Annotated in this window: 15 protein-coding genes; 11 read left to right on the top strand and 4 right to left on the bottom strand. The window is 68.0% G+C overall.

What is annotated here, in order from left to right:
- Window positions 1–74: 74 nt before the first annotated feature.
- Window positions 75–3,350: a GH92 family glycosyl hydrolase gene (locus OG266_RS10495; RefSeq protein ID WP_371544930.1), complete on the top strand. Its 3,276-nt coding sequence runs from the start codon at window positions 75–77 to the stop codon at window positions 3,348–3,350.
- A gap of 73 nt (window positions 3,351–3,423) precedes the next feature.
- Here OG266_RS10495 and OG266_RS10490 read toward each other — a convergent pair whose 3' ends face one another.
- Window positions 3,424–7,251 carry a GH92 family glycosyl hydrolase gene (locus tag OG266_RS10490; protein ID WP_371544927.1) on the bottom strand — a complete coding sequence of 1,276 codons (3,828 nt, stop codon included), beginning with the start codon at window positions 7,249–7,251 and terminating at the stop codon, window positions 3,424–3,426.
- A 485-nt stretch (window positions 7,252–7,736) separates the two neighbouring features.
- On the opposite strand from OG266_RS10490, the gene ngcE reads away from it, so the two are divergent.
- The 10 genes from ngcE to OG266_RS10440 all read left to right on the top strand — a co-directional run bounded on the left by ngcE (window position 7,737) and on the right by OG266_RS10440 (window position 21,512).
- On the top strand, window positions 7,737–9,182 hold the full coding sequence (gene ngcE / locus OG266_RS10485; RefSeq protein WP_266474148.1) for an N-acetylglucosamine/diacetylchitobiose ABC transporter substrate-binding protein: 1,446 nt from the start codon (window positions 7,737–7,739) through the stop codon (window positions 9,180–9,182).
- A gap of 33 nt (window positions 9,183–9,215) precedes the next feature.
- Window positions 9,216–10,148 (top strand): carbohydrate ABC transporter permease, encoded by a 933-nt coding sequence (locus OG266_RS10480; RefSeq protein WP_371544924.1) that lies wholly within the window; start codon window positions 9,216–9,218, stop codon window positions 10,146–10,148.
- A 15-nt stretch (window positions 10,149–10,163) separates the two neighbouring features.
- On the top strand, window positions 10,164–11,102 hold the full coding sequence (locus OG266_RS10475; RefSeq protein ID WP_371544921.1) for a carbohydrate ABC transporter permease: 939 nt from the start codon (window positions 10,164–10,166) through the stop codon (window positions 11,100–11,102).
- Window positions 11,103–11,365: 263 nt separating this feature from the next.
- Window positions 11,366–12,565 (top strand): ROK family transcriptional regulator, encoded by a 1,200-nt coding sequence (locus tag OG266_RS10470; RefSeq protein WP_266474144.1) that lies wholly within the window; start codon window positions 11,366–11,368, stop codon window positions 12,563–12,565.
- 122 nt (window positions 12,566–12,687) lie between these two features.
- The gene (locus OG266_RS10465) at window positions 12,688–13,773 is read left to right on the top strand and encodes a sugar ABC transporter substrate-binding protein (protein ID WP_266474143.1); all 1,086 of its coding nucleotides are present in this window, start codon (window positions 12,688–12,690) and stop codon (window positions 13,771–13,773) included.
- Between the two features lie 294 nt (window positions 13,774–14,067).
- A complete protein-coding gene (locus OG266_RS10460) occupies window positions 14,068–14,859 on the top strand; it encodes an ATP-binding cassette domain-containing protein (RefSeq protein ID WP_266474142.1) in 792 nt (263 codons plus the stop codon).
- Window positions 14,856–16,163, top strand: a complete 1,308-nt coding sequence (locus tag OG266_RS10455; RefSeq protein ID WP_371544918.1) for a sugar ABC transporter permease — start codon at window positions 14,856–14,858, stop codon at window positions 16,161–16,163. Before OG266_RS10460 ends, OG266_RS10455 begins: the two co-directional genes overlap by 4 nt.
- A 199-nt stretch (window positions 16,164–16,362) precedes the next feature.
- On the top strand, window positions 16,363–18,303 hold the full coding sequence (gene dxs, locus OG266_RS10450; RefSeq protein WP_329545027.1) for a 1-deoxy-D-xylulose-5-phosphate synthase: 1,941 nt from the start codon (window positions 16,363–16,365) through the stop codon (window positions 18,301–18,303).
- Between the two features lie 145 nt (window positions 18,304–18,448).
- Window positions 18,449–19,972 (top strand): amino acid permease, encoded by a 1,524-nt coding sequence (locus OG266_RS10445; RefSeq protein WP_371544916.1) that lies wholly within the window; start codon window positions 18,449–18,451, stop codon window positions 19,970–19,972.
- An 82-nt stretch (window positions 19,973–20,054) separates the two neighbouring features.
- On the top strand, window positions 20,055–21,512 hold the full coding sequence (locus tag OG266_RS10440; protein ID WP_371544913.1) for an ArnT family glycosyltransferase: 1,458 nt from the start codon (window positions 20,055–20,057) through the stop codon (window positions 21,510–21,512).
- A 138-nt stretch (window positions 21,513–21,650) separates the two neighbouring features.
- Here the strand turns inward: OG266_RS10440 and OG266_RS10435 are convergent, their stop codons facing one another.
- The 3 genes from OG266_RS10435 to OG266_RS10425 form a co-directional block, all read right to left on the bottom strand.
- Complete coding sequence (locus OG266_RS10435; RefSeq protein ID WP_371544910.1) at window positions 21,651–22,016, bottom strand: NTP pyrophosphohydrolase; 366 nt, start codon at window positions 22,014–22,016, stop codon at window positions 21,651–21,653.
- Window positions 22,017–22,125: 109 nt separating this feature from the next.
- Entirely contained in the window at window positions 22,126–24,252 is a 2,127-nt protein-coding gene (locus OG266_RS10430; protein WP_371544907.1) for a 3-hydroxyacyl-CoA dehydrogenase NAD-binding domain-containing protein, read from the bottom strand.
- A complete protein-coding gene (locus OG266_RS10425) occupies window positions 24,249–25,475 on the bottom strand; it encodes an acetyl-CoA C-acyltransferase (RefSeq protein ID WP_371544904.1) in 1,227 nt (408 codons plus the stop codon). The genes OG266_RS10430 and OG266_RS10425 overlap by 4 nt, the downstream gene beginning before the upstream one ends.
- Between the last annotated feature and the right edge of the window lie 233 nt (window positions 25,476–25,708).

The raw sequence follows: 25,708 nt of genomic DNA, 5'->3' as shown, positions 1-25,708 counted from the left end.
TGGCGCACGTTACTGTCCCTGCGGCTTGTGCGACCTGTGGTGCGCGACCCGTCCGAAGGAGGAGGGGCCGCGTCATGCGTTTCCGTCCGTCATACATCCTGCTGGCCGTCGCTCTGACGGTCGGCGGCGCCACCCCGGCGCTCGCCGCGACCGCCGCACCACCGGACCTCGTCCGGGACCCCACCGCGTACGTCGACCCGCTCATCGGCACCAAGAACGGCGGCAATGTCTTCCCCGGCGCCGTCGCTCCGTTCGGCATGCTCTCCTGGAGCCCCGAGAACACCCGGGGAAGCGCCACCAGCACGGCCGCGCCCGGCGGCTACCAGTACGACGCCACCCGCATCCGCGGCTTCAGCCTCACCCACATGTCCGGCACGGGCTGCGCGGGCGGCAGTGGCGACATTCCCTTCTTCCCGTACGCGGGTGAGGTCACCTCCTCACCCGCGAGCGACACCAAGGACGCGGTGTACGCCGCCGACTTCGCGCACGCCGACGAGAGCGCGGAGCCCGGCCACTACAAGGTGGGCCTCGCCTCCGGCGTCACCGCCGACCTCACGGCGACCACCCGCACGGGCTCGGGCCGCTTCACCTACCCCGCCGACAAGCCCGCCTCGCTGCTGATCCGTACCGCCAACTCCGAGGTGGGGTCGACGGCTTCGGACGTCAAGATCGACCCGGCGACCCGCACCGTCTCCGGCTCCGTGACCTCCGGGAACTTCTGCGGATACCTCGACCCGGAGGGCCAACGCGCCTACTACACCCTCTACTTCACCGCCCACTTCGACCGCGACTTCAAGGCGACCGGCACCTGGCAGGACGACAAGCTGAACCAGGGGTCCACCGAGGCGAGCGGCGGCACCGGCGGATTCGCCACCGGCGGGCGTCCGGTCGCGGGCAAGGGCGCGGGCGGCTATGTGGAGTTCGAGCCCGGCGCCGGCCCCGTGAACGTCAAGGTCGGCATCTCGTACGTCAGTCAGGCGGGCGCCAAGGCCAACCTCGCGGCCGAGAACCCGCCGACCCGGACCTTCGCGGACGTCCAGGACGCCGCCCACCGGGCCTGGCGCGACGAGCTCGACGCGGTCAAGGTCGGCGGCGGCACCGACGCCGACCGCACCACCTTCTACACCGCGCTCTACCACGCCCTCCTGCACCCGAACGTCATCAGCGACGCCGACCGCAGATACAGAGGCAGCGACGAGAAGGTCCATGTCGTGAGCAAGGGCCACAAGGCCCAGTACGGCACCTTCTCCGGCTGGGACGTCTACCGCTCCCAGGTCCAGCTGCTGACCCTCCTCAGCCCGGACACCGGCTCCGACATCGCGCAGTCGCTGCTCGAACTCGCCCGGCAGAACGGCGGGATCTGGGACCGCTGGCTGCACGGAGCGAGCGGCACCCACGTCATGAACGGTGACCCCTCACCGGCCGCGCTCGCCGGCATCCGGGCCTTCGGCGGCACGGACTTCGACCTGGACGGCGCCCTCGACTCGCTGGTCAAGGCGGCGACCGTACCGACCGAGCAGGACCTCTCGCCGGCAGGCAAGCCGGTTCTCTCGGTGGGCCAGCGCCCCTCCCTCGACAAGTACCTGGAACAGCACTACATGCCGTCCGTGTCCAACGCCTGGGGTGGTGCCGCCGAGACCCTGGAGATGTCCGGCGCCGACTTCGCCATCTCCCAACTGGCCGCGGCAGCAGGGGAGAAGAACACGGCTGCCGAGTTCGCCACCCGCTCCCAGTGGTGGCAGAACAACTTCAACATCGCCGCCGACCCGACGGGCGGCTACATCGCCAACCGCAAGGCGGACGGCAGCTGGGTCACCGGCTTCACCCCGGCGACCGGCAACGGATTCGTCGAGGGTACGGCGGCCCAGTACACCTGGATGGTGCAGCACAACCCCGCCGGGCTCTTCGCGGCCATGGGCGGCAAGGACGAGGCCCTGGACCGCCTGGACACCTTCTTCCACAACGCCGACGGCAGCTGGGCGTTCACGGGCAGCGGCGGCGACAAGTCCGAGCTGGACAACGAGCCGTCGACCAACGTGCCTTACCTGTACGCCTACGCGGGCGCGCCCTACAAGACGCAGGAGACCGTCCGCGCGGCCATGAACCAGCTCTGGTCGACGCAGCCGGGCGGTATCCCCGGCAACGACGACCTCGGCGCCATGTCGTCCTGGTACGTCTTCTCCGCGCTCGGCATGTACCCCCAGGTGCCGTCCCGCGCCGAACTCACCCTGTCCTCACCGCTGTTCCCGAGGGTCGAGATCGACCGCCCGGGCAGCGCCGACATCAAGATCCGTGCCACGGGCGCGGCCGCCGACACCCCGTACGTGCAGTCGCTGAAGGTCAACGGGCGCACCAGCGACCGTGCTTGGCTCCCGGCGTCCTTCGTCCGCAACGGCGGCACGCTCGACTACACCCTTGGCGCCACTGCCAACAAGCAGTGGGGCAGCAGCGAGGCCGCAGCCCCGCCCTCCTTCCGCGAGGGCGAGCAGCCGTACCAGATCGGCGTGGGCCCGACCGCCGCGACGCTCGCACCCGGCGGCTCCACGAAGCTCGACATCCGCGCCCTCGCCCTCAGCGGCGGCGCGGGCCCCGAGGTCCGCTTCCGGGTGGACGTGCCCGAGGGCGTGACGGCAACGCCCGCCGAGGGAACGGTGGTTGACGGCGTGCAGTCGATCACTCTGTCCGCCGCCTCGGACGCCAGACAGGGCTTCTACGACGTCAAGGTCACCGTGACATCGGCCGACACGTCGTACGGGCAGCCGGTGGCCCTCACCGTCGCCGCCCCGGGCTCCCTCCTCGCCGCGTACAACAACACCGGCGTCTCGGACGACGTCGGCGACCACGACGAGGCCGACTACGACGGAGGCGGCTGGAGCTACTCCCGCCAGGCGCTGGCGGCCGCGGGCCTGACCCCCGGCCGGCAGGGCACGCTGTCCGGCGGCCTCACCTACACCTGGCCCGACTCGCCGTCCGCCCGCCCGGACAACGCCTCGGCGACCGGCCAGACCATCGAACTCACCCAAGCCGCAAGCCAGTTGTCCTTCATCGGCAGCGCGGTCAACGGCAACCAGCAGACCAAGGCGACCGTCACCTACACCGACGGCACCACCGACCCCGTCGACCTCTCCTTCACCGACTGGACCGTCGGCGGCGGAGGCGGCACCGTCCAGTATGACAACGAGACCGTCGCCAGGGCCGCTTACCGCAACGTCGCGGGCGCGGACAAGGACCCGGTGGCCACGTACGTCTTCGCCACCAAGCCCTTCCAGGCCCCGTCCGGCAAGACCGTCCGGAGCGTGAAACTGCCCGACAACGCCGATCTCCACGTCTTCACCCTTGCGGTGAGCTGACCCCGGTCAAGGGTTGAGGGGCGGCCGCGGAGTCAGGACTCCGCGACCGCCCCTCTCCCGTGGGGGGTATCGGTCAGGCCAGCAGTTCCACCTCCGCCAGCGTCGCCGCACCGTCGAGGACCAGGCGGTAGTGGGTGTACGAGCCCGGTTTCGCGACCGAGAACGCCCGGGTCTGCTTGTCCCAGGTGAAGGACTCGCCGGAGCGCTTGTCCAGGTCGGTCCACTTGGTGCCGTCGGACGAGCCCTGGAGGACCCAGCCCGTCGGCGCCTTGGTGTGGTCCGAGGGTGACGTCAGCGTGTACTGAACTCCCTCGGTGGACGCGGTGACGGGCAGCTCCACCGACTCGACGCCCGCTTCCGTCGCCGACGTGTTGTCGAACAGTGCGCCCGCGCCCTTCAAGGTGTCAGTACGCGGCGCGGGCACCTTGTCGTCCTTCGTGATCGACACGGGCGCCGCGTTCTTGCCGGTGCCCCACGAGGACGGCTTCGGGCCCATGTCGAACTCCAGCACCGCGCCCTTGGAGATGAGCGAGTGGGGGAGCGAAGTCGACGTCCACTTCTTGCCGTTGACCTTCAGACCCTGCACGTACACGTTCTTCGCGCTGTTCTTCGGCGCCTTGACGACGAGGTCCTTGCCGTTCTCCAGATGAACCGTCGCCTTGGTGAACAGCGGGGAGCCGACGGCGTATTCGCCGGAGCCCATCACCAGCGGATAGAAGCCGAGCGAGGAGAAGAGGTACCAGGCCGACTGCTCGCCGTTGTCCTCGTCGCCGTGATAGCCCTGCCCGATGTCGCTGCCGGTGTAGAGGCGGGAGAGGACCTCGCGGACGTTCTCCTGCGTCTTCCAGGGCTGGCCCGCCGCGTCGTACATGTAATTCACGTGGTGGGCCACCTGGTTGGAATGCCCGTACATGCCCATCCGTACGTCACGGGCCTCCGTCATCTCATGGATGACCCCGCCGTACGAGCCCACGAAGTCCGGCGAGGCCGTCTCGGGCGTGGCGAAATACGTGTCGAGCTTCTCGGCCAACCCGCTCCGACCGCCGTACAGATTCGCTAGACCCTTTGAATCCTGCGGCGCGGTGAAGGCGTACCCCCACCCATTCGTCTCGGTGTAGTCGTAACCCCACACGCGCGGGTCGTACTTGGACGACTCGACCCGCCAGTCGCCCGTCGCGTCCTTGCCCTGGAAGAAGCCGGCCTGGGAGTCGAAGAGGTTGACGTAGTCCTGGGCCCGGTTGAGGAAGTACGCGGCTTCCTCCTTGTAGCGCTTCTCGCCGGTCTTCTTGTAGAGCGCCTCGCCCATCTTCGCGATGCCGTAGTCGTTGAGATAGCCCTCCAGAGCCCATGACAGGCCCTCGTGGGTGTCCGTGCTCGTGTAGCCGAGGAAGGGCGAGGTGGTCATGCCCTTGCGGCCCACACCGGAGGAGGGCGGGACGACGGTCGCGTTCTTGACCGCCGCGTCGTACGCCGACTCCGCGTCGAAGTCGACACCCTTCACGTACGCGTCCGCGAAGGCCACGTCCGAGGACGTGCCGGTCATCAGGTCCGCGTATCCGGGCGAGGACCAGCGCGAGGTCCAGCCGCCGTCCTTGTACTGCTGCACGAACCCGTCGACCATCTCACCCGCCTGACCGGGAGTCAGAAGTGAGTACGCCGGCCAGGTCGTCCGATAGGTGTCCCAGAAGCCGTTGTTGACGTACACCTTGCCGTCGACGATCTTCGCGCCGGTGTGGGTGGGTGTGTCCGGACTCGGCATCGGCGAGAACGGCGAGGCGTACTGGTACTTCGAACCGACCTTCTCGAAGCCGGAGTTGGGGTACAGGTACAGCCGGTACATGCTCGAGTACAGCGTCGTCAGCTGGTCCGGCGTCGCGCCCTGGACCTCGACCGTGCCGAGGATGTCGTCCCACTGCTGCTGGGCCCGCGCCTTGACCTTGTTGAAGGACGTGCCGTCGGGGATCTCCTGGCGGAGGTTGTCCTTGGCCTGGTCGACGCTGATGAGCGAGGTGGCCAGGCGCAGGGTGACGGTCCGGTCGTCGCCGGCGTCGAACTTCAGGTAGCCCTTGACCCCGGACGAGTCCCCTTCCGTGACCGGCGCGTCGAACACCCCGTACACGAAGAGCCGCGTCGCCCCCGTCGACAGCCCGGACTTCACGTCCGAGTAGCCGGTGACGATCCCGTTCTCCTTGTCGAGCGTCAGCCCGGCCTGGTCGGTGACGTTGTCGAAGACGACACTCGCGTCGTCGCCGGGATATGTGAACCGCAGCGCGGCCGCGTGGTCCGTGGGCGCCATCTCGGCCTTGAGACCGTTCTCGAAGGTGACGCCGTAGTAGTACGGGCGCGCGATCTCGTTGTCGTGGTTGAAGGCGAGCTCGCGTGCGTCACGGCCGGTGGCGGGGGTGCCGGAGGCCGCCGACGGCATCACCTGGAAGGTCTGCCGGTCACCCATCCAGGGGCTCGGCTCATGGCTCGCGCTGAACGCCTGGATGGTGGGCAGGTTGTCCGCGTTGTTGGACCGCGCATAGTCGTAGAGCCAGCTCAGCGAGCCCGCGTTGGTCACCGGCGTCCAGAAGTTGAAGCCGTGCGGGACGGCCGTCGCGGGGAAGTTGTTGCCGCGCGAGAAGCCGCCGCTGGAGTTGGTGCCGCGGATGGTCGACGCGTAGTCGGACAGATGCGCCTTCGGCTTCTCGGGCGCCACCGTCTTCAGCGACACGTCGTCCAGCCAGCCGCGGAACTTCGCCGGGCCCTTGGCGGAGTCGTACGCCACCAGGATCCGGTCCACGGTCTTCCCGGCCGCGACCGAACCGATCCGCGAGGCGACGCTGTTCCACTGGTTGACGTAGAGGACGTTGGACGCGCCCTGCCCCTGCGGCGTCAGCGCGAACCCGTGCTGGTCCAGGGCCTTGAGGTCACTCAGATAGGTGCCGTCCGTGAACACCAGGTCCACGGCCACGTTCGTGGCGTCGTAGTCCAGGTCGCCGTCCGCCATCGACGGGAAGACCTTGTACGACAGCTCGGTGTTGCGGCCGACGGCCACATCGACGTCGAAGACCTTGTTGTACGAGTACGCCCGGCCGTCCGCCTTGTGCGTACCGGCGTACCGCAGGGCCCGCTTGCCGGTGAAGCCCGCGCCCGCCTTGGCCGTCGGGGAGCCGCTGGGGCCGCGGTCCACCAGCGAGAGCATGTCCTTGGGCGTCGGGTCCTCGGTGGCGCCCGTGGAGAACTGGACGTCGGCGAGCTGAAGGATGTCGCCGCCGTTGTTCTTGGTGATGTCGAGCCGGAAGTGCTGGTACTCGACGGGACTCGCGATGTCGTACGACTTCGTCTGGAACCGCTCGCCGAACGACTCGCCGGAGCGCGTGTCGAGGGTCTTCCAGTCCTTGCCGTCCGTGGAGCCCTGGAGGGTCCAGTCCTTGGGGTCGCGCTCGTCGTGGTCGTTGGCCGAGGTCAGCGCGTACGTGACCACCTTGACCGGCGCGCTCAGGTCGAACTCCGCCCAGCCGGTGGGCTCGAAGACCAGCCACTTGGTGCTGGGCTCGAGGTCGGCGAGGTTCTCCTTCACCTCGCCCCCGCCCGTGTTCTCGCCATTGGCCCGGACGTCGGTGACCTGGTCGGTCACATTTCCGGGGATGCCGGTGCTGTAGCCGCCGTCGACACCCGACGCCCGTTTCACTCCTTCGGGTGTCATATCGACCGTGTTCAGCCAGTTCGGTGCGGGATCACCCGATTCGAACGAGGAGGCGAACTCCTGGTCGGGGGCGGCGGCTTGGGCGGGCAGGGCCACTGCCGCGCCCTGTGAGGCGACCAGCAGTGAGAAGGCGGCCAGCCCTACAACTGCGGTCCAGCCCCCTCTGCGCCTAGCCGGAGAACTCCGTCTGTACCGAGCTCTGTGCTGCATGCGCGAGCACCCTCCCTGCACCTGGACAACGTTGTCAGATTCGCTGCGCAAGGACCAGTAGGGAGTCAAGTTGTCAGCGATGTCAAGGGTGTTGAAAGTGGCGTCCGGGGTGAATGCCGCACGACAAGCCGCGCATTACTCCCATCATGGGAGGTTGGCACCCTGTGGATCTTCTTCGGGGTAACGCACGGGCCCTCCACATTTCCGCGAGGTCTCAACTCGGAAAAGACCAACAGCCAAACGTGCATTCGATCTTGCTCAGTTGGCGGGAAGTGGACTATACCTGTCGGCGTCTGCCCAGCTGTTCGACGGCTGTGTACAGGCGCGACCCGGGGGGAAATCTGGAGGCGGCGGACCGTGTCATATGCACCGACCACCGTGTCGTTCCACTGAATCCCTCATGTACGACCCCAGCTTGACCTAACCGCGGTGCCGGGGAGGATCCGGTTCACCGCCTGAGTCCTGAAGAAGGCGAGGACTTGAGCATGGGATCCAATTCCGCCGAGAACAGCAACCCCGAGGGCGTCGGACGGCGCGATCTGATCAAGCGGTCGGCAGCGCTCGGCCTGATTTCCGTTCCGACGATGAGCTTCCTGTCCGCCTGTGCGAGCGGCGGGGGCGACGACACCTCCGACGACCCGACCAAGGGCGCGACCAGCGCCGAGAACCCCTTCGGGGTGGCGAAGAGCAGCGCGCTCGACGTCGTCATCTTCAAGGGCGGCTACGGCGACGACTACGCCAAGGCCTGGGAGGCGGCCTTCGACAAGAAGTGGGGCACCAAGAGCGCGCACACCGGCACCCAGGAGATCACCGGCAAACTCCAGCCGCGCTTCAACAACAACACCCCGCCCGACGTCGTCGACGACTCCGGCGCCCAGCAGATCAAGCTCGACGTGCTCTTCAAGAACGGCCAGCTCCTCGACCTGGCCGCCGTCCTCGACTCGCCGTCCATCGACGACCCGAGCAAGAAGGTCCGCGACACCCTGATCCCCGGCACGCTCGACCCGGGTCTGCAGGGCGGCAAGAACGTCGCTCTCCCGTACGTCTACACGGTGTGGGGCCTGTGGTACTCCGGCAAGCTCTTCAAGGACAAGGGCTGGGAGGCGCCGAAGACCTGGGACGAGTTCCTCGCGGTCTGCAAGGCGGCCAAGGACGACGGCATCGGGGGCCTCGCGCACCAGGGCAAGTACCCGTACTACATCAACGTCGCCATCATGGACCTGATCGCCAAGAAGGGCGGTCTGGACGCCATGAAGGCGATCGACAACCTCGACCCGAAGGCGTTCGTCGGCAACGACGCCGCCAAGGCGGCCATCGAGGCGATCTACGAGGTCGTCGAGAAGGGCTACCTGATGGCCGGCACCAACGGCCTGACCCACACCGAGTCGCAGACCCGCTGGAACCAGTACAAGGCCGCCTTCATCACCTCCGGCTCCTGGCTGGAGAACGAGCAGCTCAAGCAGACCCCGGCCGACTTCGACATGAAGTTCCTGCCGATGCCGAACCTCCCGGACAGCAAGCTGCCCTTCGAGGCGATCCGGGCCGGCTCCGGTGAGCCCTTCATCATCCCGGCGAAGGCCAAGAACCTGGCCGGCGCCCAGGAGTTCCTGCGCTCCATGCTCTCGAAGGAGTGGTCGACACTCTTCGCCCAGCAGGCGAACTCGCTGAGCATCCTCAAGGACGGCGTCGACTCCGGTGTGGAGCTGCGCCCAGGCACCCAGTCCACGGTCGAGGCCTCGAAGGCCGCGGGCGACAACACCTTCAACTTCCTGTACCCCAACTGGTACAGCGAGATGGACGTCTCGATCCAGAACGCGTCAAATGAACTGATGGCCAAGCGAATTCAGCCCGCGGAATGGCTGAAGCGCGCCCAGGCGGCCGTGGACAAGGCGGCCAAGGACCCGGAGTCCAAGAAGAACCACCGCGACTGATCAAGCACACCGGAACACCAGGGGCAGGATGCCATGCGAAAAGGGCAGTACCGGTTTGTCGCGGGGTTTCTCCTCGCACCATTGGCTCTGTATCTGATCTTCGTGATCTGGCCGTACATACAGACCATCGGCTACTCCTTCACCGACTGGCAGGGGCAGTCGCAGACATTCAGTTTCGTCGGTCTGGACAACTACAAGGCGTTGTTCCAGGACGACATCTTCCTGGGTGCGATCTGGCACAACCTCCTGTTCCTGGTGTTCATCCCGGTGATCACCATCCTGCTCGCCCTGTTCTTCGCCTTCATGGTGAACGCGGGCGGGCGGGGCGGCTCCGGCGGCGTGCAGGGCGTCACGGGTTCGGGCTTCTACAAAATCGTCTACTTCTTCCCGCAGGTGCTTTCGCTGGCGATCCTCGCGGTGCTCTTCGGGGCGGTCTACCGAAGCGACGAGGGCGGTCTGCTCAACGGTGTCCTGGTCAAACTGGGCCTGGTGGACGCGAGCAGCCCGATCGAGTGGATGAACGAGCCCAACCTGGTCCTCTGGTGCCTGATGGCCGTGGTCGTCTGGCACGGCGTGGGCTTCTATCTGGTGCTGTTCTCGGCGGCGATGCAGTCCGTCCCGAAGGACATCTACGAGTCCGCGCTGCTCGACGGCGCCGGCCGTGCGCAGACCTTCTTCCGGGTGACCCTGCCGCTGCTGTGGGACACCGTGCAGACCGCCTGGGTCTATCTGGGCATCATCGCGATGGACATGTTCGTCCTGGTCTCCACCATGACCTCGGGCACCGGCTACGGCGGCGGCCCGGACAACCACAGCGACGTCATGGCGAACGTGATGATGCGCAACTTCCTCTACTTCGGAAAGAGCGGCTACGCCTGCGCCATGGGCGTGGTCATGCTGCTCCTCACCCTGATCCTGTCCGTGGTCACGCTGCGCGCCACCCGCCGCGAGCGCATCGAGTTCTGAGGCGGAGACAGACTAATGAGCGCACCCATCAAGGAGCCGACGCAGACCGGCGACGGCATTCCCGGCAGGCCGTCGGTCACCAAGGCACCGCCCCGTCCGGGCGGCGCCGGGCGGAGCGAGGGCATCACCCTCAACGTCTTCTCGCACGGATTCCTGGTCCTGTGGGCCGTGTTGATCGTCCTGCCGCTGATCTGGCTGGTCCTGGGCTCCTTCAAGACCGATGCGCAGATCGGCGGTTCGGCTCTGAGCTGGCCGTCGAACTGGCAGCTCGACGTCTTCAGCAGGGCCTGGGACAAGGGCATCGGCGACTACTTCACGAACACGATCATCGTGCTCGTCTTCTCGGTCCCGCTGACCATGCTCTTCGGCTCGATGGGGGCCTACGTCCTGGCCCGCTACGAGTTCCCGGGCAACCGCTTCATCTACTACTTCTTCGTCGGCGGGGCGATGTTCCCCGTGTTCCTCGCCCTGGTGCCGCTGTTCTTCATGGTCAAGCGTCTCGAGATGTTGAACACGTACCAGGGGCTGATCCTGGTGTACGTCGCCTACTCGATGCCCTTCACCGTCTTCTTCATGCACGCCTTCTTCCGGACGCTGCCGACGGCGGTCTTCGAGGCGGCGGTGCTCGACGGCGCCTCACACACCCGGGCCTTCTTCCAGGTCATGCTGCCCATGGCCAAGCCCGGCCTGCTGAGCGTCGGCATCTTCAACGTCCTGGGCCAGTGGAACCAGTACATCCTCCCGTCCGTCCTGATGCAGCCACAGAAAGGCGGCGATCCGGAGCGCTATGTCCTGACTCAGGGCCTCATCCAGCTCCAGCAGCAGCAGGGTTACGCCACCGACCTCCCCGTCCTCTTCGCTGGTGTGACCATCGCGATGATCCCGATGCTCGTCGTCTACCTCTCCTTCCAGCGCCAGGTCCAGGGAGGTCTCACCTCGGCGACGCTCAAGTAGCACTTTGCAACGCCGTTCGCCGGCGCATCACCCGCCCCTTCGTGTTCACCTCCTCCGACCGGGGAGTGGCGAGTACGTGTCCGCAGGGTGACGGAAACGGATTGTTGCTCGGCGGCCCCGATTTCCGTCAAGGACTTGACTGCGGTAACCCGTTCAGCGGAGCTTGGAGTTCACAACTTGTAGTGACCCGGGTTCCACTGCTGTGACCTGGGTCACATGGGCGGCATCGGGGCCGCCCACCTACGGCGGGAGTGGATGAGTCGATGGAGACTCCGGGATCGCAGTCGTCGCTGCACCGAGCCAATCTGGAGCGCGTCGTACGTGCGGTGCGTCTCGCCGGTTCGCTCACGCAGGCGGAGATCGCGAGGACGACGGGCCTGTCCGCGGCGACCGTCTCCAATATCGTCCGGGAGCTCAAGGACGGGGGAACGGTCGAGGTCACACCCACTTCGGCCGGCGGCCGACGGGCCCGCAGCGTCAGTCTGAGCGGCGACGCGGGCATCGTCATCGGCGTCGACTTCGGGCATACGCATCTGCGCGTCGCGGTCGGGAACCTCGCCCATCAGGTGCTCGCCGAGGAGTCCGAGCCGCTGGATGTGGACGCCTCCGCCGCGCAGGGCTTCGACCGGGCGGAAGAGCTGGTCAGCCGCCTGATCGCGGCAACCGGTGTCGACCCGACGAAGATCGCCGGCGTGGGCCTCGGCGTGCCCGGGCCGATCGACGTCGAGTCGGGCACCCTCGGCTCCACCGCCATCCTGCCGGGCTGGACCGGCACGAAGCCCGCCGAGGAGCTCGGGGGACGGCTCGGAGTGCCGGTGCACGTGGACAACGACGCCAACCTGGGCGCACTGGGGGAACTGGTCTGGGGGAGCGGGCGCGGGGTCAAGGACCTGGCGTACATCAAGGTCGCGAGCGGTGTCGGCGCCGGCCTGGTGATCAACGGCAAAATCTACCGCGGCCCGGGTGGCACAGCGGGAGAAATAGGGCATATTACCCTTGATGAATCCGGCCCCGTCTGCCGTTGCGGTAACCGGGGCTGCCTGGAGACCTTCGCGGCCGCCCGCTATGTGCTGCCGCTCCTCCAGTCCAGCCACGGCACGGATCTGAACATGGAAGGCGTCGTCAGGCTGGCGCGGGACGGTGATCCGGGCTGCCGTCGGGTGATCGCCGACGTCGGCCGCCACATCGGCAGTGGAGTGGCGAACCTCTGCAATTTGCTGAACCCGAGCCGGGTGGTCCTGGGCGGCGATCTCGCCGAGGCCGGGGAGCTGGTTCTCGGGCCCATCAGGGAGTCGGTGGCCCGCTACGCGATCCCCAGCGCCGCACGTCAACTCTCGGTCCTTCCAGGGGCCCTTGGGGGCCGTGCGGAGGTCCTCGGAGCGCTCGCTCTCGCACTCAGCGAAATGGGCGATTCGACCCTTTTGGACGGGTCTCTGCATGCTGCGAGCCCCGCCTTCACTTAGAGAACGCACGAGGCCGTTGCCATCTCGTTAAGTATTTACTTCTTGACGTCGCACGTACGGCCGAGTTGACTTCGAGCCACCTCGGCCGCAACGACGCGGCCTCGTCAGGGAGGTTTTACAAAATGAACACGTTCGCGCGTCGTGCCGCAGTGGCTCTCACCGCCACCGCGATGGCAGCGTCGCTCGCCGCTTGTGGCGAGGCCGGGGATGACAGTGGCTCCTCCGGCGACAACAAGACGATCGGCCTGCTGCTCCCCGAGAGCAAGACCACGCGTTACGAGTCGTTCGACTACCCGCTGATCAAGGCGAAGGTCACGGAGCTCTGCTCCGACTGCAAGGTCGACTACAAGAACGCCAGCGAGAACGTCTCCACCCAGAAGCAGCAGTTCGACGACCTCATCGCCTCCGGCGTGAAGGTCATCATCCTCGACACGGTGGACTCCCCGTCCGCCAAGGCGTGGGTGACGGAAGCCGCGAAGAAGGACGTGAAGGTCGTCGCGTACGACCGCCTCGCCGAGGGCCCGGTCTCCGCGTACGTCTCCTTCGACAACGAGAAGGTCGGCCAGCTCCAGGGCCAGGCCCTCGTCGACGCGCTCGGCTCCAAGGCCGCCACCGCCAACGTCGTGATGATCAACGGCAAGGAGAGCGACCCGAACGCCGCGCTGTTCAAGACGGGCGCGCACTCGGTCCTCGACTCCAAGGTCGGCAAGATCGTCTACGAGCAGTCCGGTGAGTGGGACCCGGCGATCGCGGGCCAGAAGGTCGGCGCCGCCATCACCTCCCTCGGCAAGGACGGCTTCGACGCGGTCTACTCCGCGAACGACGGCATGGCCGGTGGCGTGATCGCCGCCCTCGAGTCGGCCGGCATCAAGAACATCCCGGTCGGTGGCCAGGACGCCGAGCTCGCCGCCCTCCAGCGGATCCTCGCGGGCACGCAGTCCTTCACGATCTACAAGCCGTACAAGCCGGAGGCCGAGAAGACCGCCGAGATCGCGGTCAACCTCCTGAACGGCAAGGCGATCGACTCGCTGGCCGACACGACGATCGACAGCCCCAGCAACAAGGGCATCCCGTCGTCGCTGCTCGAGCCGACCGTCGTGACCAAGGACAACATCAAGGACACGATCATCAAGGACAACTTCTACAAGGTGTCCGAGATCTGCACCGCCGACTACGCCGCCGCCTGCAAGGCCGCCGGCATCTCGTAGTCCGCAGACCGGTACGGCGCTCCGCTCCTCCGCATGCCCCGCGATCGGGGCGGGGCGCCTTACCCACTGACGGATCACCCAAGACCGGCCGCCGCGGCAGGCACATGTGCCGCGCGGCCGGCACCTTTCACCCCCCCTCTCGGGCCGTATCCCCCCACGGCCCTTGCACAACTCAGATTTTCGCGCGTTGATGCGGACGTAGCCCGGTTCCTGGTGCTGACCTCAGCCCCCGTTGCCCCGGCGCGGCACCCCTCGTCAGTGTGGTAAATCCCCGCCGGTCAGGCGGCGAAGGAGATGGTTCACGTGTCCGCTACGCCAGTGTTGGCGTTGCGCGGAGTGTCCAAGCGGTTCGGTGCGGTTCAGGCGCTCACCGATGTCGATCTGGATGTTTTCGCAGGCCAAGTAGTCGCCCTGGTGGGCGACAACGGCGCAGGTAAGTCGACGCTCGTCAAGACGATCGCGGGTGTCCACCCGATCGACGAGGGCGTCATCGAGTGGGAGGGCAAGCCGGTCTCGATCGGTCGGCCGCACGACGCCCAGAACCTTGGCGTCGCCACCGTCTACCAGGACCTCGCCCTGTGCGACAACCTGGACGTCGTGGCCAACCTCTTCCTCGGCCGCGAGCTCGGCAAGGCCGCGGTGCTCGACGAGGTCGCCATGGAGAAGCGGGCCAAGGAACTCCTGGACACCCTCTCCATCCGCATCCCCAGCGTGCGCATCCCGATCGCCTCGCTCTCCGGTGGTCAGCGCCAGGTCGTGGCGATCGCCCGCGCCCTGGTCGGCGACCCCAAGGTCGTGATCCTCGACGAGCCCACCGCGGCTCTCGGTGTCGAGCAGACCGCTCAGGTTCTCGACCTGGTCGAGCGGCTGCGCGAGCGCGGCCTCGCCGTCATCCTCATCACCCACAACATGGCCGACGCGAAGGCTGTCGCCGACGAGGTTGCGGTTCTGCGGCTCGGCCGCAACAACGGCGTCTTCGAGGTGAAGTCCACCTCGCAGGAAGAAATCATCTCCGCCATCACGGGCGCCACGGACAACGCCGTGACCCGTCGTGCGGCCCGTAGCAACGGGGAGGTTCAGAAGTGAGCACCGACAAGACCTCCACGCCCGAGGCGACGCCCGTCGACGAGCACATCGTCGAGAACCCGGAAGCGGCCGCCGGGGCCAACACCGCGGTCGACCCCCGACTGCTCATCCGTGAGGAGGGCTTCGGCGGCTACCTCACCGAGTTCAAGCGGAAGATCCGCGGTGGCGAGCTCGGCGCCGTCCCGGTCGTCTGCGGCCTGATCATCATCTGGGCCATCTTCCAGGGCACCACCGGCCGCTTCCTGGAGCCGGACAACCTCAGCAACATCGCGCAGTACATCGTCGGCCCCGGCCTCATCGCCACCGGCATCGTCTTCGTGCTGCTGCTCGGTGAGATCGACCTGTCGGCCGGCTCCCTCGCCGGTCTGACCGCGGCGCTCGCCGCCGTGATGGCCGTCAAGAACGGCATGAACGAGACGCAGGCCGTGATCCTCGCGCTGCTCGCCGCAGCCGCCATCGGCGCGCTGCAGGGGTTCTTCTTCGCCAAGATCGGCGTCCCGGCGTTCGTGGTCACCTTGGCCGGCTTCCTGGGCTGGAGCGGCCTCCAGCTGCAGGTCCTGGGCAACACGCTCTCGCTCAACAACATCGCCGACGGTGTCATCTACTCGCTGAACAACACCTACTTCTCCAACGTCGCCTGGGCCAACACCGCGGCCATCGTCGCGGTCGCCGTCCACGCGCTGTCCCAGCTCAGCGACCGGCGCCGGCGCAAGGCCGTCGACCTGCCGTACCGCCCGCTGAGCGAGATCGCGCTGCGCTCCGGTGTCGTTGCGGCGCTCGCCTTCGGTATTGCGGCCGTCTTCAACCAGGCGCGCGGTTTGCCGCTCGGCATCACGATCTTCCTGCTGATCGTGGTGATCTCCAGCTTCGTGCTGCGCCGTACCCGCTACGGCCGGCAGATCTTCGCGGTCGGCGGTGGCATCGAGGCCGCCCGCCGTGCCGGTATCAACGTCGCCTGGATCCGCATCTCGGTGTTCACCATCTCCGGGTTCCTCGCGGGCCTCGGCGGTCTGTTCATCGCCTCGCAGTCCGGCGTCGCGGACAGCACCCTCGGCGGCGGCAACGTCCTGATGATGTCCATCGCGGCGGCCGTCATCGGTGGCACCAGCCTCTTCGGCGGCCGGGGCACCCCCTGGTCGGCGGTACTCGGCATCCTCGTCATCCAGTCGATCATCACGGGCCTGTACATGGGCGGCAGCTCCACCCAGGCCGTGCAGTACATGATCACCGGTGTGGTGCTGCTGGCCGCCGTCGTCCTGGACTCGGTCTCGCGCCGTACCCAGAAGTCGGCCGGCCGCGCTTAGCGGTAGCCCTCTGAATCCTGTGCCCGGCACCAATGGCGGTGCCGGGCACAGTCATGTCCGGCAACGGGAACACCCGTACGACGATTTACAGCCGTTCGCGTGACGTACAACGCACAGCCCGGACGCCGACATGAAAGGCGGAACATTAGACTCGACAGACCCGGCAAAGCTCGAACAGCTCTATCGCAAGGAGGCACGGGTGCCGCTGCTGACCCGCATCAGGGGACCGCGCGATCTGGACCGGCTCAGCCTGGAGCAGCTGGACCAGCTGGCAGGCGAGATCCGGACCTTCCTCGTCGAAGAGGTCTCCAAGACCGGCGGCCACCTCGGCCCGAACCTCGGTGTCGTGGAGCTCACCATCGCTCTGCACCGCGTCTTCGAGTCGCCCAAGGACAGGGTGCTGTGGGACACGGGCCACCAGTCCTACGTCCACAAGCTGCTCACCGGCCGCCAGGACTTCTCGAAGCTGAAGATGAAGGGCGGCCTCTCCGGGTACCCCTCGCAGGCCGAGTCCGAGCACGACGTCATCGAGAACTCGCACGCCTCCACGGTCCTTGGCTGGGCCGACGGCCTCGCGAAGGCGAACGAGGTCCTGGAGCGCGACGACCACGTGGTCGCGGTCATCGGCGACGGCGCCCTCACCGGCGGCATGGCCTGGGAGGCGCTCAACAACATCGCCGACGCCAAGGACCGCCCCCTGGTGATCGTCGTCAACGACAACGAGCGCTCCTACGCGCCGACCATCGGCGGCCTGGCGAACCATCTGGCGACCCTGCGCACCACGGACGGCTACGAGCGCTTCCTGGCCCGCGGCAAGGACCTCCTGGAGCGCACCCCGGTCGTCGGCAAGCCCCTCTACGAGACCCTGCACGGCGCCAAGAAGGGCCTCAAGGACTTCATCGCCCCGCAGGGCATGTTCGAGGACCTCGGCCTCAAGTACGTCGGCCCGATCGACGGCCACGACATCGAGGCCCTGGAGTCGGCCCTCGCCCGCGCCAAGCGCTTCGGCGGCCCGGTCATCGTGCACTGCCTCACCGAGAAGGGCCGCGGCTACCAGCCCGCCCTCCAGGACGAGGCGGACCGCTTCCACGCCGTCGGCAAGATCCACCCGGACACGGGCCTGCCGATCGCCTCCTCCGGCGCCGACTGGACCTCCGTCTTCGGCGAGGAGATGGTCAAGCTCGGCGAGGAGCGCAAGGACATCGTCGCCATCACGGCCGCGATGCTCCAGCCGGTCGGACTCGACAAGTTCGCCAAGGCATTCCCCAAACGGGTGTACGACGTCGGAATCGCCGAGCAGCACGCGGCCGTCTCCGCGGCCGGCCTCGCCACCGGCGGCCTGCACCCCGTCTTCGCCGTCTACGCGACCTTCCTCAATCGCGCCTTCGACCAGGTTCTGATGGACGTGGCCCTGCACAAGTGCGGCGTCACCTTCGTCCTCGACCGCGCGGGCGTCACCGGCACCGACGGCGCCTCGCACAACGGCATGTGGGACATGTCGATCCTCCAGGTCGTCCCCGATCTCCGGCTGGCCGCTCCGCGCGACGCCGACCAGGTCCGCGCCCAGCTGCGCGAGGCCGTCGAGGTCACCGACGCGCCCACCGTGGTCCGCTTCTCCAAGGGCGCGGTCGGCCCTGCCGTACCCGCCCTGGGCCGGATCGGCGGCATGGACGTGCTGCGCGAGCCGGGCACCGACGCTCCGGACGTCCTCCTTGTCTCGGTCGGCGCCCTCGCGCCGATGTGCCTGGAGATCGCCGGCCTCCTCGACAAGCAGGGCATCTCCACGACCGTCGTCGACCCGCGCTGGGTCAAGCCCGTCGACGAGGCCATGGCCCCGCTCGCCGAGCAGCACCGCGTGGTCGTCACCGTCGAGGACAACTCCCGTGTCGGCGGCGTCGGTTCGACGATCGCGCAGGCCCTGCGCGACGCGGGCGTCGACGTCCCGCTGCGCGACTTCGGTATCCCGCCGCGCTTCCTCGACCACGCCTCCCGCAAGGAGGTCATGACGGAGATCGGCCTCACCGCGCCGGACATCGCCCGCCAGGTCACCGGCCTCGTCGCCAAGCTCGACGGACGGTTCGAACGCACCACCGCGGAAGCCGTGGACGCGGTGGACGCTGTGGAGCCCGCGCGCGACTGACGTACCCCGTAGGCCCGATGGGCCGGTTTCATCACTCTGAAGGGGTGGTGAAACCGGCCCATTTGCGTGAACCTGTCCGCGCCGGGGCATGCGCAGCACACGCCCCCTCGATCATGTCGAGGACGTCAAGCGTGGAGGTACACCCGTGAGCAGCACCCTCTTCAGAACGAAGAAGGTCGAACAGTCGATCTTGGACACTGAGGAGCCGGAGCACGCACTCAAGAAGTCGCTGTCGGCTCTGGATCTCACCGTGTTCGGCGTCGGTGTCATCATCGGCACCGGCATCTTCGTGCTCACCGGCACGGTTGCCAAGAACAACGCCGGCCCCGCCGTCGCCTTGGCCTTCGTGGTGTCCGGTGTCGTCTGCGCGCTTGCCGCGATCTGCTACGCCGAGTTCGCGTCCACCGTCCCGGTCGCCGGCTCGGCGTACACCTTCTCGTACGCCTCGCTCGGCGAGCTGCCCGCCTGGATCATCGGCTGGGACCTCGTCCTTGAGTTCGCGCTGGGCACGGCGGTGGTCGCCGTCGGCTGGTCCGGCTACATCGCCTCGCTCCTTGACAACGCGGGCTGGCACCTGCCAGCGTCGCTCAGCGGGAGAGAGGGGGCCGACGGCTTCGGCTTCGACATCCTGGCCGCCGCCCTCGTACTGGTGCTCACCGGCATCCTCGTACTCGGCATGAAGCTCTCCGCCCGGATCACCGCTGTCGTCGTCGCCATCAAGGTGACCGTCGTCATGGTCGTGATCATCGCCGGTGCGTTCTTCATCGAGGGCGACAACTACGACCCGTTCATCCCGAAGGCGCAGACCGTGGAGGCGGGCGGCGATCTCCAATCCCCGCTCATCCAGCTGATGTTCGGCTGGGCGCCCTCCAACTTCGGCGTGATGGGCATCTTCACCGCCGCTTCCGTCGTCTTCTTCGCCTTCATCGGTTTCGACGTCGTGGCCACGGCCGCGGAGGAGACGAAGAACCCGCAGCGGGACATGCCGCGCGGCATCCTCGGCTCGCTGATCATCTGCACCACCCTGTACGTCGCGGTGGCGATCGTCGTGACCGGCATGCAGCATTACACCAAGCTGTCCGTGGACGCGCCGCTCGCCGACGCGTTCAAGGCCACCGGGCACCCCTGGTTCGCGGGCTTCATCAGCTTCGGCGCCGCCGTCGGCCTGACCACGGTGTGCATGATCCTGCTCCTCGGCCAGACCCGGGTCTTCTTCGCGATGAGCCGCGACGGACTGCTGCCGCGCTTCTTCTCGCACGTCCACCCGCGCTTCAAGACACCGCACAGGCCGACCATCCTGCTCGGTGTGATCATCGCGATCCTCGCGGGGTTCACCAGCCTGAGTGAACTCGCCGAGCTGGTGAACATCGGCACGCTGTTCGCCTTCGTCGTGGTCGCGATCGGCGTGATCATCCTCCGTCGCACCCGGCCGGAGCTGCCCCGCTCCTTCCGTACCCCCTGGGTGCCCTTCCTCCCCATCGTCTCCGTCCTCGCCTCCCTCTGGCTGATGCTGAACCTGCCCGCGGAGACCTGGCTGCGGTTCGGGATCTGGATGGTGATCGGCTTCGTCATCTACTTCCTGTACGGGCGCTCGCACAGCCGTCTCGGCCTGCAGCAGGAGGCTGCGGTGGGCGAGGTGCCGAGGCCGCAGAGCGGCGACACCAAGTAACCGTTCCCCGAAGCCCGGTTGTCGCTCCGGCCCCGTATGTCCCGGTTAGGCGGAGACTGCGGGGCCGGATAGCGTGCACCGTATGCTCGTCGAGCTCCTGGAATCACCACGGTCCGCAGTCGAGTCGCGAGTATCGGACCGCGGCTTCTGGAGACGGGCACTGCCCCTGCTGGCGCTGCTCGCCTGCGTCACCCGGGCCCCCTCCTTCGTGCAGCCGCTGTGGAACCCCGACGAGGGCTATCTCGCCGTCCAGGCGCGGATACTGGCGGACGGCGGAGAGCTCTACGAGACGGTCGTGGACCGCAAGCCGCCGTTCGTGCCGTGGCTGTACGAGGCGGCCTTCGCGGTGTTCGGCTCCGGGTCGCTGACCTCCGTACGGGTCCTCGCGGTAGTGGCCCAGCTGTCCACCGCCGTGCTGCTCGCGTCGCTGGCCAGACGCCGCTGGGGCGACCGGGCGGGGCGCACGGCGGGCGTGCTGTATCTGCTGGCCTCCATCGGGCTCAACCCCGAGGACGCGCAGGCCGCGACCTTCGAGGTGTTCATGCTGCCGTGCACGGCCGCGGCGATGTGGTGCGCGGACCGGCGCCGGTGGGGTGCGGCCGGGGTCGCCGTCGCGTGCGCGTTCCTGGCGAAGCAGACGGGCGGGGCGGTACTCGTTCCGGTGGTGTGGCTGCTGTACCGGCACGGCGCACCGCGAACCGACCTGGTGCGCCTCGGAGTTGGAGCCGCCCTGCCCGTCCTCTGCGCGGCGCTGCTCACCGACCCGGCGGGGTTCCTGTTCTGGACGGTCACCGGATCGGGTGCGTACGCCTCCTTCACCGGCTCCGAACTCCACGTCCTGGGGCGGGGGTTGACCAACACCGCGATCCTGGCGGTGGCCTGCGCGGGCCTGATCCCGCCGGTGGTACGGGTTCTGCGCATCGCCCGCACCGGTTCCGCGGAGCTCTGGCTGTGGGGAGCCTCGTCAGCGGCGGCGGTACTCCTCGGCTTCCACTTCTTCGGCCACTACTACCTTCAACTCATCCCGCCCGTCGCCCTGTTGGCGACGGCGGCACTCCAGATCCTGCCCCACGACCGGCTGGTGAAGGCCGTACTCACCTCCGCCTGCTGCTGCACCCTGTTCCTCGCCTGGGGCCTCGTCGCCCCGCGCCCCGACCTCACCCACGCGCAGCGCCTGGCGGCCGCGGTGGCCCACCGCACGGACCCCGGCGACCGGGTCCTGGTGTGGGGCATACACCCGGAGATCTACTGGCTGGCCGACCGCACCCCCGCCAGCCGCTTCCTCACCGCCGGCCTCCTCACCAACTACAGCGGAGGCCGCAACGGCCCCCAGGTGGGCGAGAAGTACGCCGTAGAGGGCGCCTGGCCGGCCTTCCGCGCCGAGATGTCAGCCCACCCACCAACCCTCGTGGTCGACGACTCCCACGACAAGCCGTACGCACCGGAACGGGTGCCGACGCTGAGACGGCTGCTGGCCGGGGGGTACGAGGAGGTGGGGGTGGTGGACGGGGCGGTGCTGTACGCGCGGGAGCGAGGCTGAAGTTTCTCCGCCTGGCCGGGGGAGATCTTTCAGCCCGTCCGGCGTTTGAGGACGAGCGCGCAGCGCGACACGGGGGTCTGGGGGCGGAGCCCCCAGGAACAAGGGACGGGCAGGGGCGGAGGGGGCGAAAACCATCCCTCACGAGCCCCCACGTACCGCCCGAGGCCCCGCCACCTCCGCCCCGAACTCACCCACCCGGCGCCGCAGTTCACGATCAGCCGTAACAACAAGGCAGGGCCGCCCGGCGGCGTCGGCCGCCAGCTCGGCGATCCGGTCGTCCCCGCTCCCGGCCGCCGACTCCACCCGCACCCCCGGCACGGACTCCACACCCCGAGCGGCCCCCTCGACCACAAGGACGATCTCCACCGCCCCCTCGTGCCCGGGGACCCCGTCCACCGCGAGCCGGTCCCGCAACCGCTCCGCGGCCCCCCGCCGATCACGCCACCACCCGTCGGGCACGGATCCGACGACATTGGCGGCGTCGATGATCACGAGTGTCGTCACGGCGGTTCCTCCGGAGATCTGGGTCCTGGTGCGACTGAAGCACGAAGAGGGCCCCGCCAAAGCGGGGGCCCTCGAACGCGCGCAGGGAAACACCTACGCAGGCAGACGGTTACGCGGGAACCGAAGCCACCCCGGCCTCAAGGAACCGCTTCCCGTTCACCCGCTCGGACACACCCTCACGGTCCAGGTACGGCGTGATGCCACCCAGGTGGAAGGGCCACCCCGCACCGGTGATCAGGCAGAGGTCGATGTCCTGCGCCTCGGCGACGACACCCTCGTCGAGCATGAGCCCGATCTCCTGGGCGACGGTGTCGAGGACCCGGTCGCGGACCTGCTCCTCGGTCAGGACGACATCGCCCTGCTTCAGCAGCGCCGCAACCTCGGGGTCCAGCTCCGGCTTCCCGGAGTCGTACACGTAGAAGCCGCGCTTGCCCGCCTTGACGACGGCCGCGAGGTTCGGGGAGACCGTGAAGCGGTCCGGGAAGGCCCGGTTGAGGGTCTCCGAGACGTGCAGACCGATGGCCGGCCCGACCAGCTCGAGGAGCACCAGCGGCGACATCGGCAGACCCAGCGGCTCGACCGCCTTCTCGGCGACCTCGACCGGCGTTCCCTCGTCGATGACGTTCTGGATCTCGCCCATGAAGCGGGTGAGTATGCGGTTGACGACGAACGCCGGGGCGTCCTTCACCAGAACCGCGGTCTTCTTGAGCTTCTTGGCGACACCGAAGGCCGTGGCCAGGGCCGCGTCGTCGGTCTGCTCGCCGCGGACGATCTCCAGGAGCGGGAGGATCGCGACGGGGTTGAAGAAGTGGAAGCCGACGACCCGCTCGGGGTTCTTCAGCTTCGACGCCATCTCCGTCACCGACAGCGAGGAGGTGTTGGTGGCGAGGATCGCGTGCGCCGGAGCGACCGCCTCGACCTCCGCGAACACCTGCTGCTTGACGCCGATCTCCTCGAAGACGGCCTCGATGATGAAGTCGGCGTCGGAGAAGCCCTCGGCCTTGTCCAGCACACCGGTGACCAGGGCCTTGAGGCGGTTGGCCTTGTCCTGGTTGATACGGGACTTCAGCAGCAGCTTGTCGATCTCGGCGTGGACGTAGCCCACACCCTTGTCGACGCGCGCCTGGTCGATGTCGGTCAGCACGACCGGCACCTCGAGGCGGCGCAGGAAGAGCAGGGCGAGCTGCGAGGCCATCAGGCCCGCGCCCACGACGCCCACCTTGGTGACCGGACGGGCCAGCGACTTGTCCGGAGCACCGGCCGGGCGCTTGCCGCGCTTCTGGACCAGGTTGAACGCGTAGATGCCGGAGCGCAGTTCGCCGCCCATGATCAGGTCGGCGAGCGCCACGTCCTCGGCGTCGTAACCCTTCTGCAGGTCACCGTCCTTCGCCGTGGCGATGATCTCCAGCGCGCGGTACGCGGCCGGAGCCGCCCCGTGCACCTTGCCGTCGGCGATGAAACGGCCCTTGGCGACGGCCTGGTCCCAGGCCTCGCCGCGGTCGATCTCCGGACGCTCGACCGTGACGTCGCCCTTGAGGACGGACGCGGTCCAGAGCAGCGACTGCTCCAGGAAGTCGGCGCCCTCGAAGAGGGCGTCCGCGATACCGAGGTCGAAGACCTGCTGGCCCTTGAGCTGCTTGTTCTGGTTGAGCGAGTTCTCGATGATGACGCTGACCGCACGGTCGGCGCCGATCAGGTTCGGGAGCAGCGTGCAGCCGCCCCAGCCCGGGACCAGACCGAGGAAGACCTCGGGCAGCGAGAACGCCGGGAGCGACTTGGAGACGGTCCGGTACTCGCAGTGCAGACCGACCTCGACGCCACCGCCCATCGCCGCGCCGTTGTAGTACGCGAAGGTCGGGACGGCGAGGGTCGCGAGCCGCTTGAAGACCTCGTGGCCGCCCTTGCCGATGGCGAGCGCGTCGTCGTGGTTCTTCAGGAGCTCTACGCCCTTGAGGTCCGCGCCGACCGCGAAGATGAACGGCTTGCCGGTGACGCCGACACCGACGATCTCGCCGGCCGCGGCCTCCGCCTCCACCTGGTCGATGGCGGCGTCGAACTTCGCCAGCGAGGCCGGGCCGAAGGTGGTCGGCTTGGTGTGGTCGAAGCCGTTGTCGAGCGTGATGAGCGCGAAGCGCCCGGCGCCGAAGGGCAGGTCGAGGTGGCGTACGTTCGCCGACGTCACGACCTCGTCAGGGAACAGCTCGGCCGCACCCTTCAGGAGTTCAGCAGTGCTCACTTGTCGCCTCCGGCGTCCTTGTGGTGCGGGTTCTCCCAGATCACCGTGGCGCCCATGCCGAAGCCGACGCACATGGTGGTGAGGCCGTAACGGACCTCCGGCTGCTCCTCGAACTGGCGGGCCAGCTGAGTCATCAGACGCACACCCGAGGAGGCCAGCGGGTGACCGTAGGCGATGGCGCCGCCGTACTGGTTGACACGCGCGTCGTCGTCGGCGATGCCGTAGTGGTCGAGGAACGCGAGGACCTGGATGGCGAAGGCCTCGTTGATCTCGAAGAGGTTGATGTCCTCGATCGACAGGCCGGCCTTGGCGAGGGCCTTCTCGGTCGCCGGGATCGGGCCGTAGCCCATCACCTCGGGCTCGACGCCCACGAAGGCGTACGAGACCAGGCGCATCTTGACCGGCAGGTTGTTCTCGCGCGCGAAGTCCTCGGACGCGATGATCGACGCGGTGGCGCCGTCGTTCAGACCGGCGGCGTTACCGGCGGTGACCCGGCCGTGGACGCGGAACGGCGTCTTGAGCCCGGCGAGGTTCTCCAGGGTGGTCCCCGGGCGCATCGGCTCGTCGGCGGTGACCAGGCCCCAGCCGGTCTCACCGACCTCCGCGTTGGTGTTGCGCACCGAGATCGGCACCAGGTCCTGCTGGATCTTGCCGTTGGCGTACGCCTTGGCGGCCTTCTCCTGCGAGCGCACGGCGTACTCGTCGGCGCGCTGCTTGGTGATGTGCGGGTAGCGGTCGTGCAGGTTCTCGGCGGTCATGCCCATGAACAGGGCGGACTCGTCGACCAGCTTGTCGCTGACGAAGCGCGGGTTCGGGTCCACGCCCTCGCCCATCGGGTGGCGGCCCATGTGCTCGACACCACCGGCGATGACGGCGTCGTACGCACCGAACGCGATCGAACCGGCCGTGGCCGTGACGGCGGTCAGCGCGCCGGCACACATGCGGTCGATGGAGTAGCCGGGGACCGACTGGGGGAGACCGGCGAGGATGCCGGCCGTGCGGCCGAGAGTCAGACCCTGGTCACCGATCTGCGTGGTCGCGGCGATGGCGACCTCGTCGATCTTCTTGGGGTCCAGGCCGGGGTTGCGGCGCAGCAGCTCCCGGATGGCCTTCACAACGAGATCGTCGGCGCGGGTCTCGTGGTAGATGCCCTTCGGGCCCGCCTTGCCGAACGGGGTGCGGACGCCGTCGACGAAGACGACGTCCCTGACGGTACGAGGCACGATGGCTCTCCTCCAGATGCGGGATGGCACTGCTGCGCGACACACACGCCCTGAGCGCGCGCTCACCCACATGCTACTTGCGGGTAACCATGCTGCCCAGTCCCGGAGGCGGGAGCGGCGAAGGTCACATGGAAACCCGGCTGTGCGGGAGCGCCCGGAAGGAACCGTGCGAGCAGCCGCATCCCCTGCACCGCCCGAAGATCATGGCGTGATCTCGACGTTGCCGCGCCCCA

Source organism: Streptomyces sp. NBC_00554, assembly GCF_041431135.1.
Taxonomy (GTDB): Bacteria; Actinomycetota; Actinomycetes; order Streptomycetales; family Streptomycetaceae; genus Streptomyces.
This window is presented reverse-complemented; position numbering and strand designations above follow the sequence as displayed.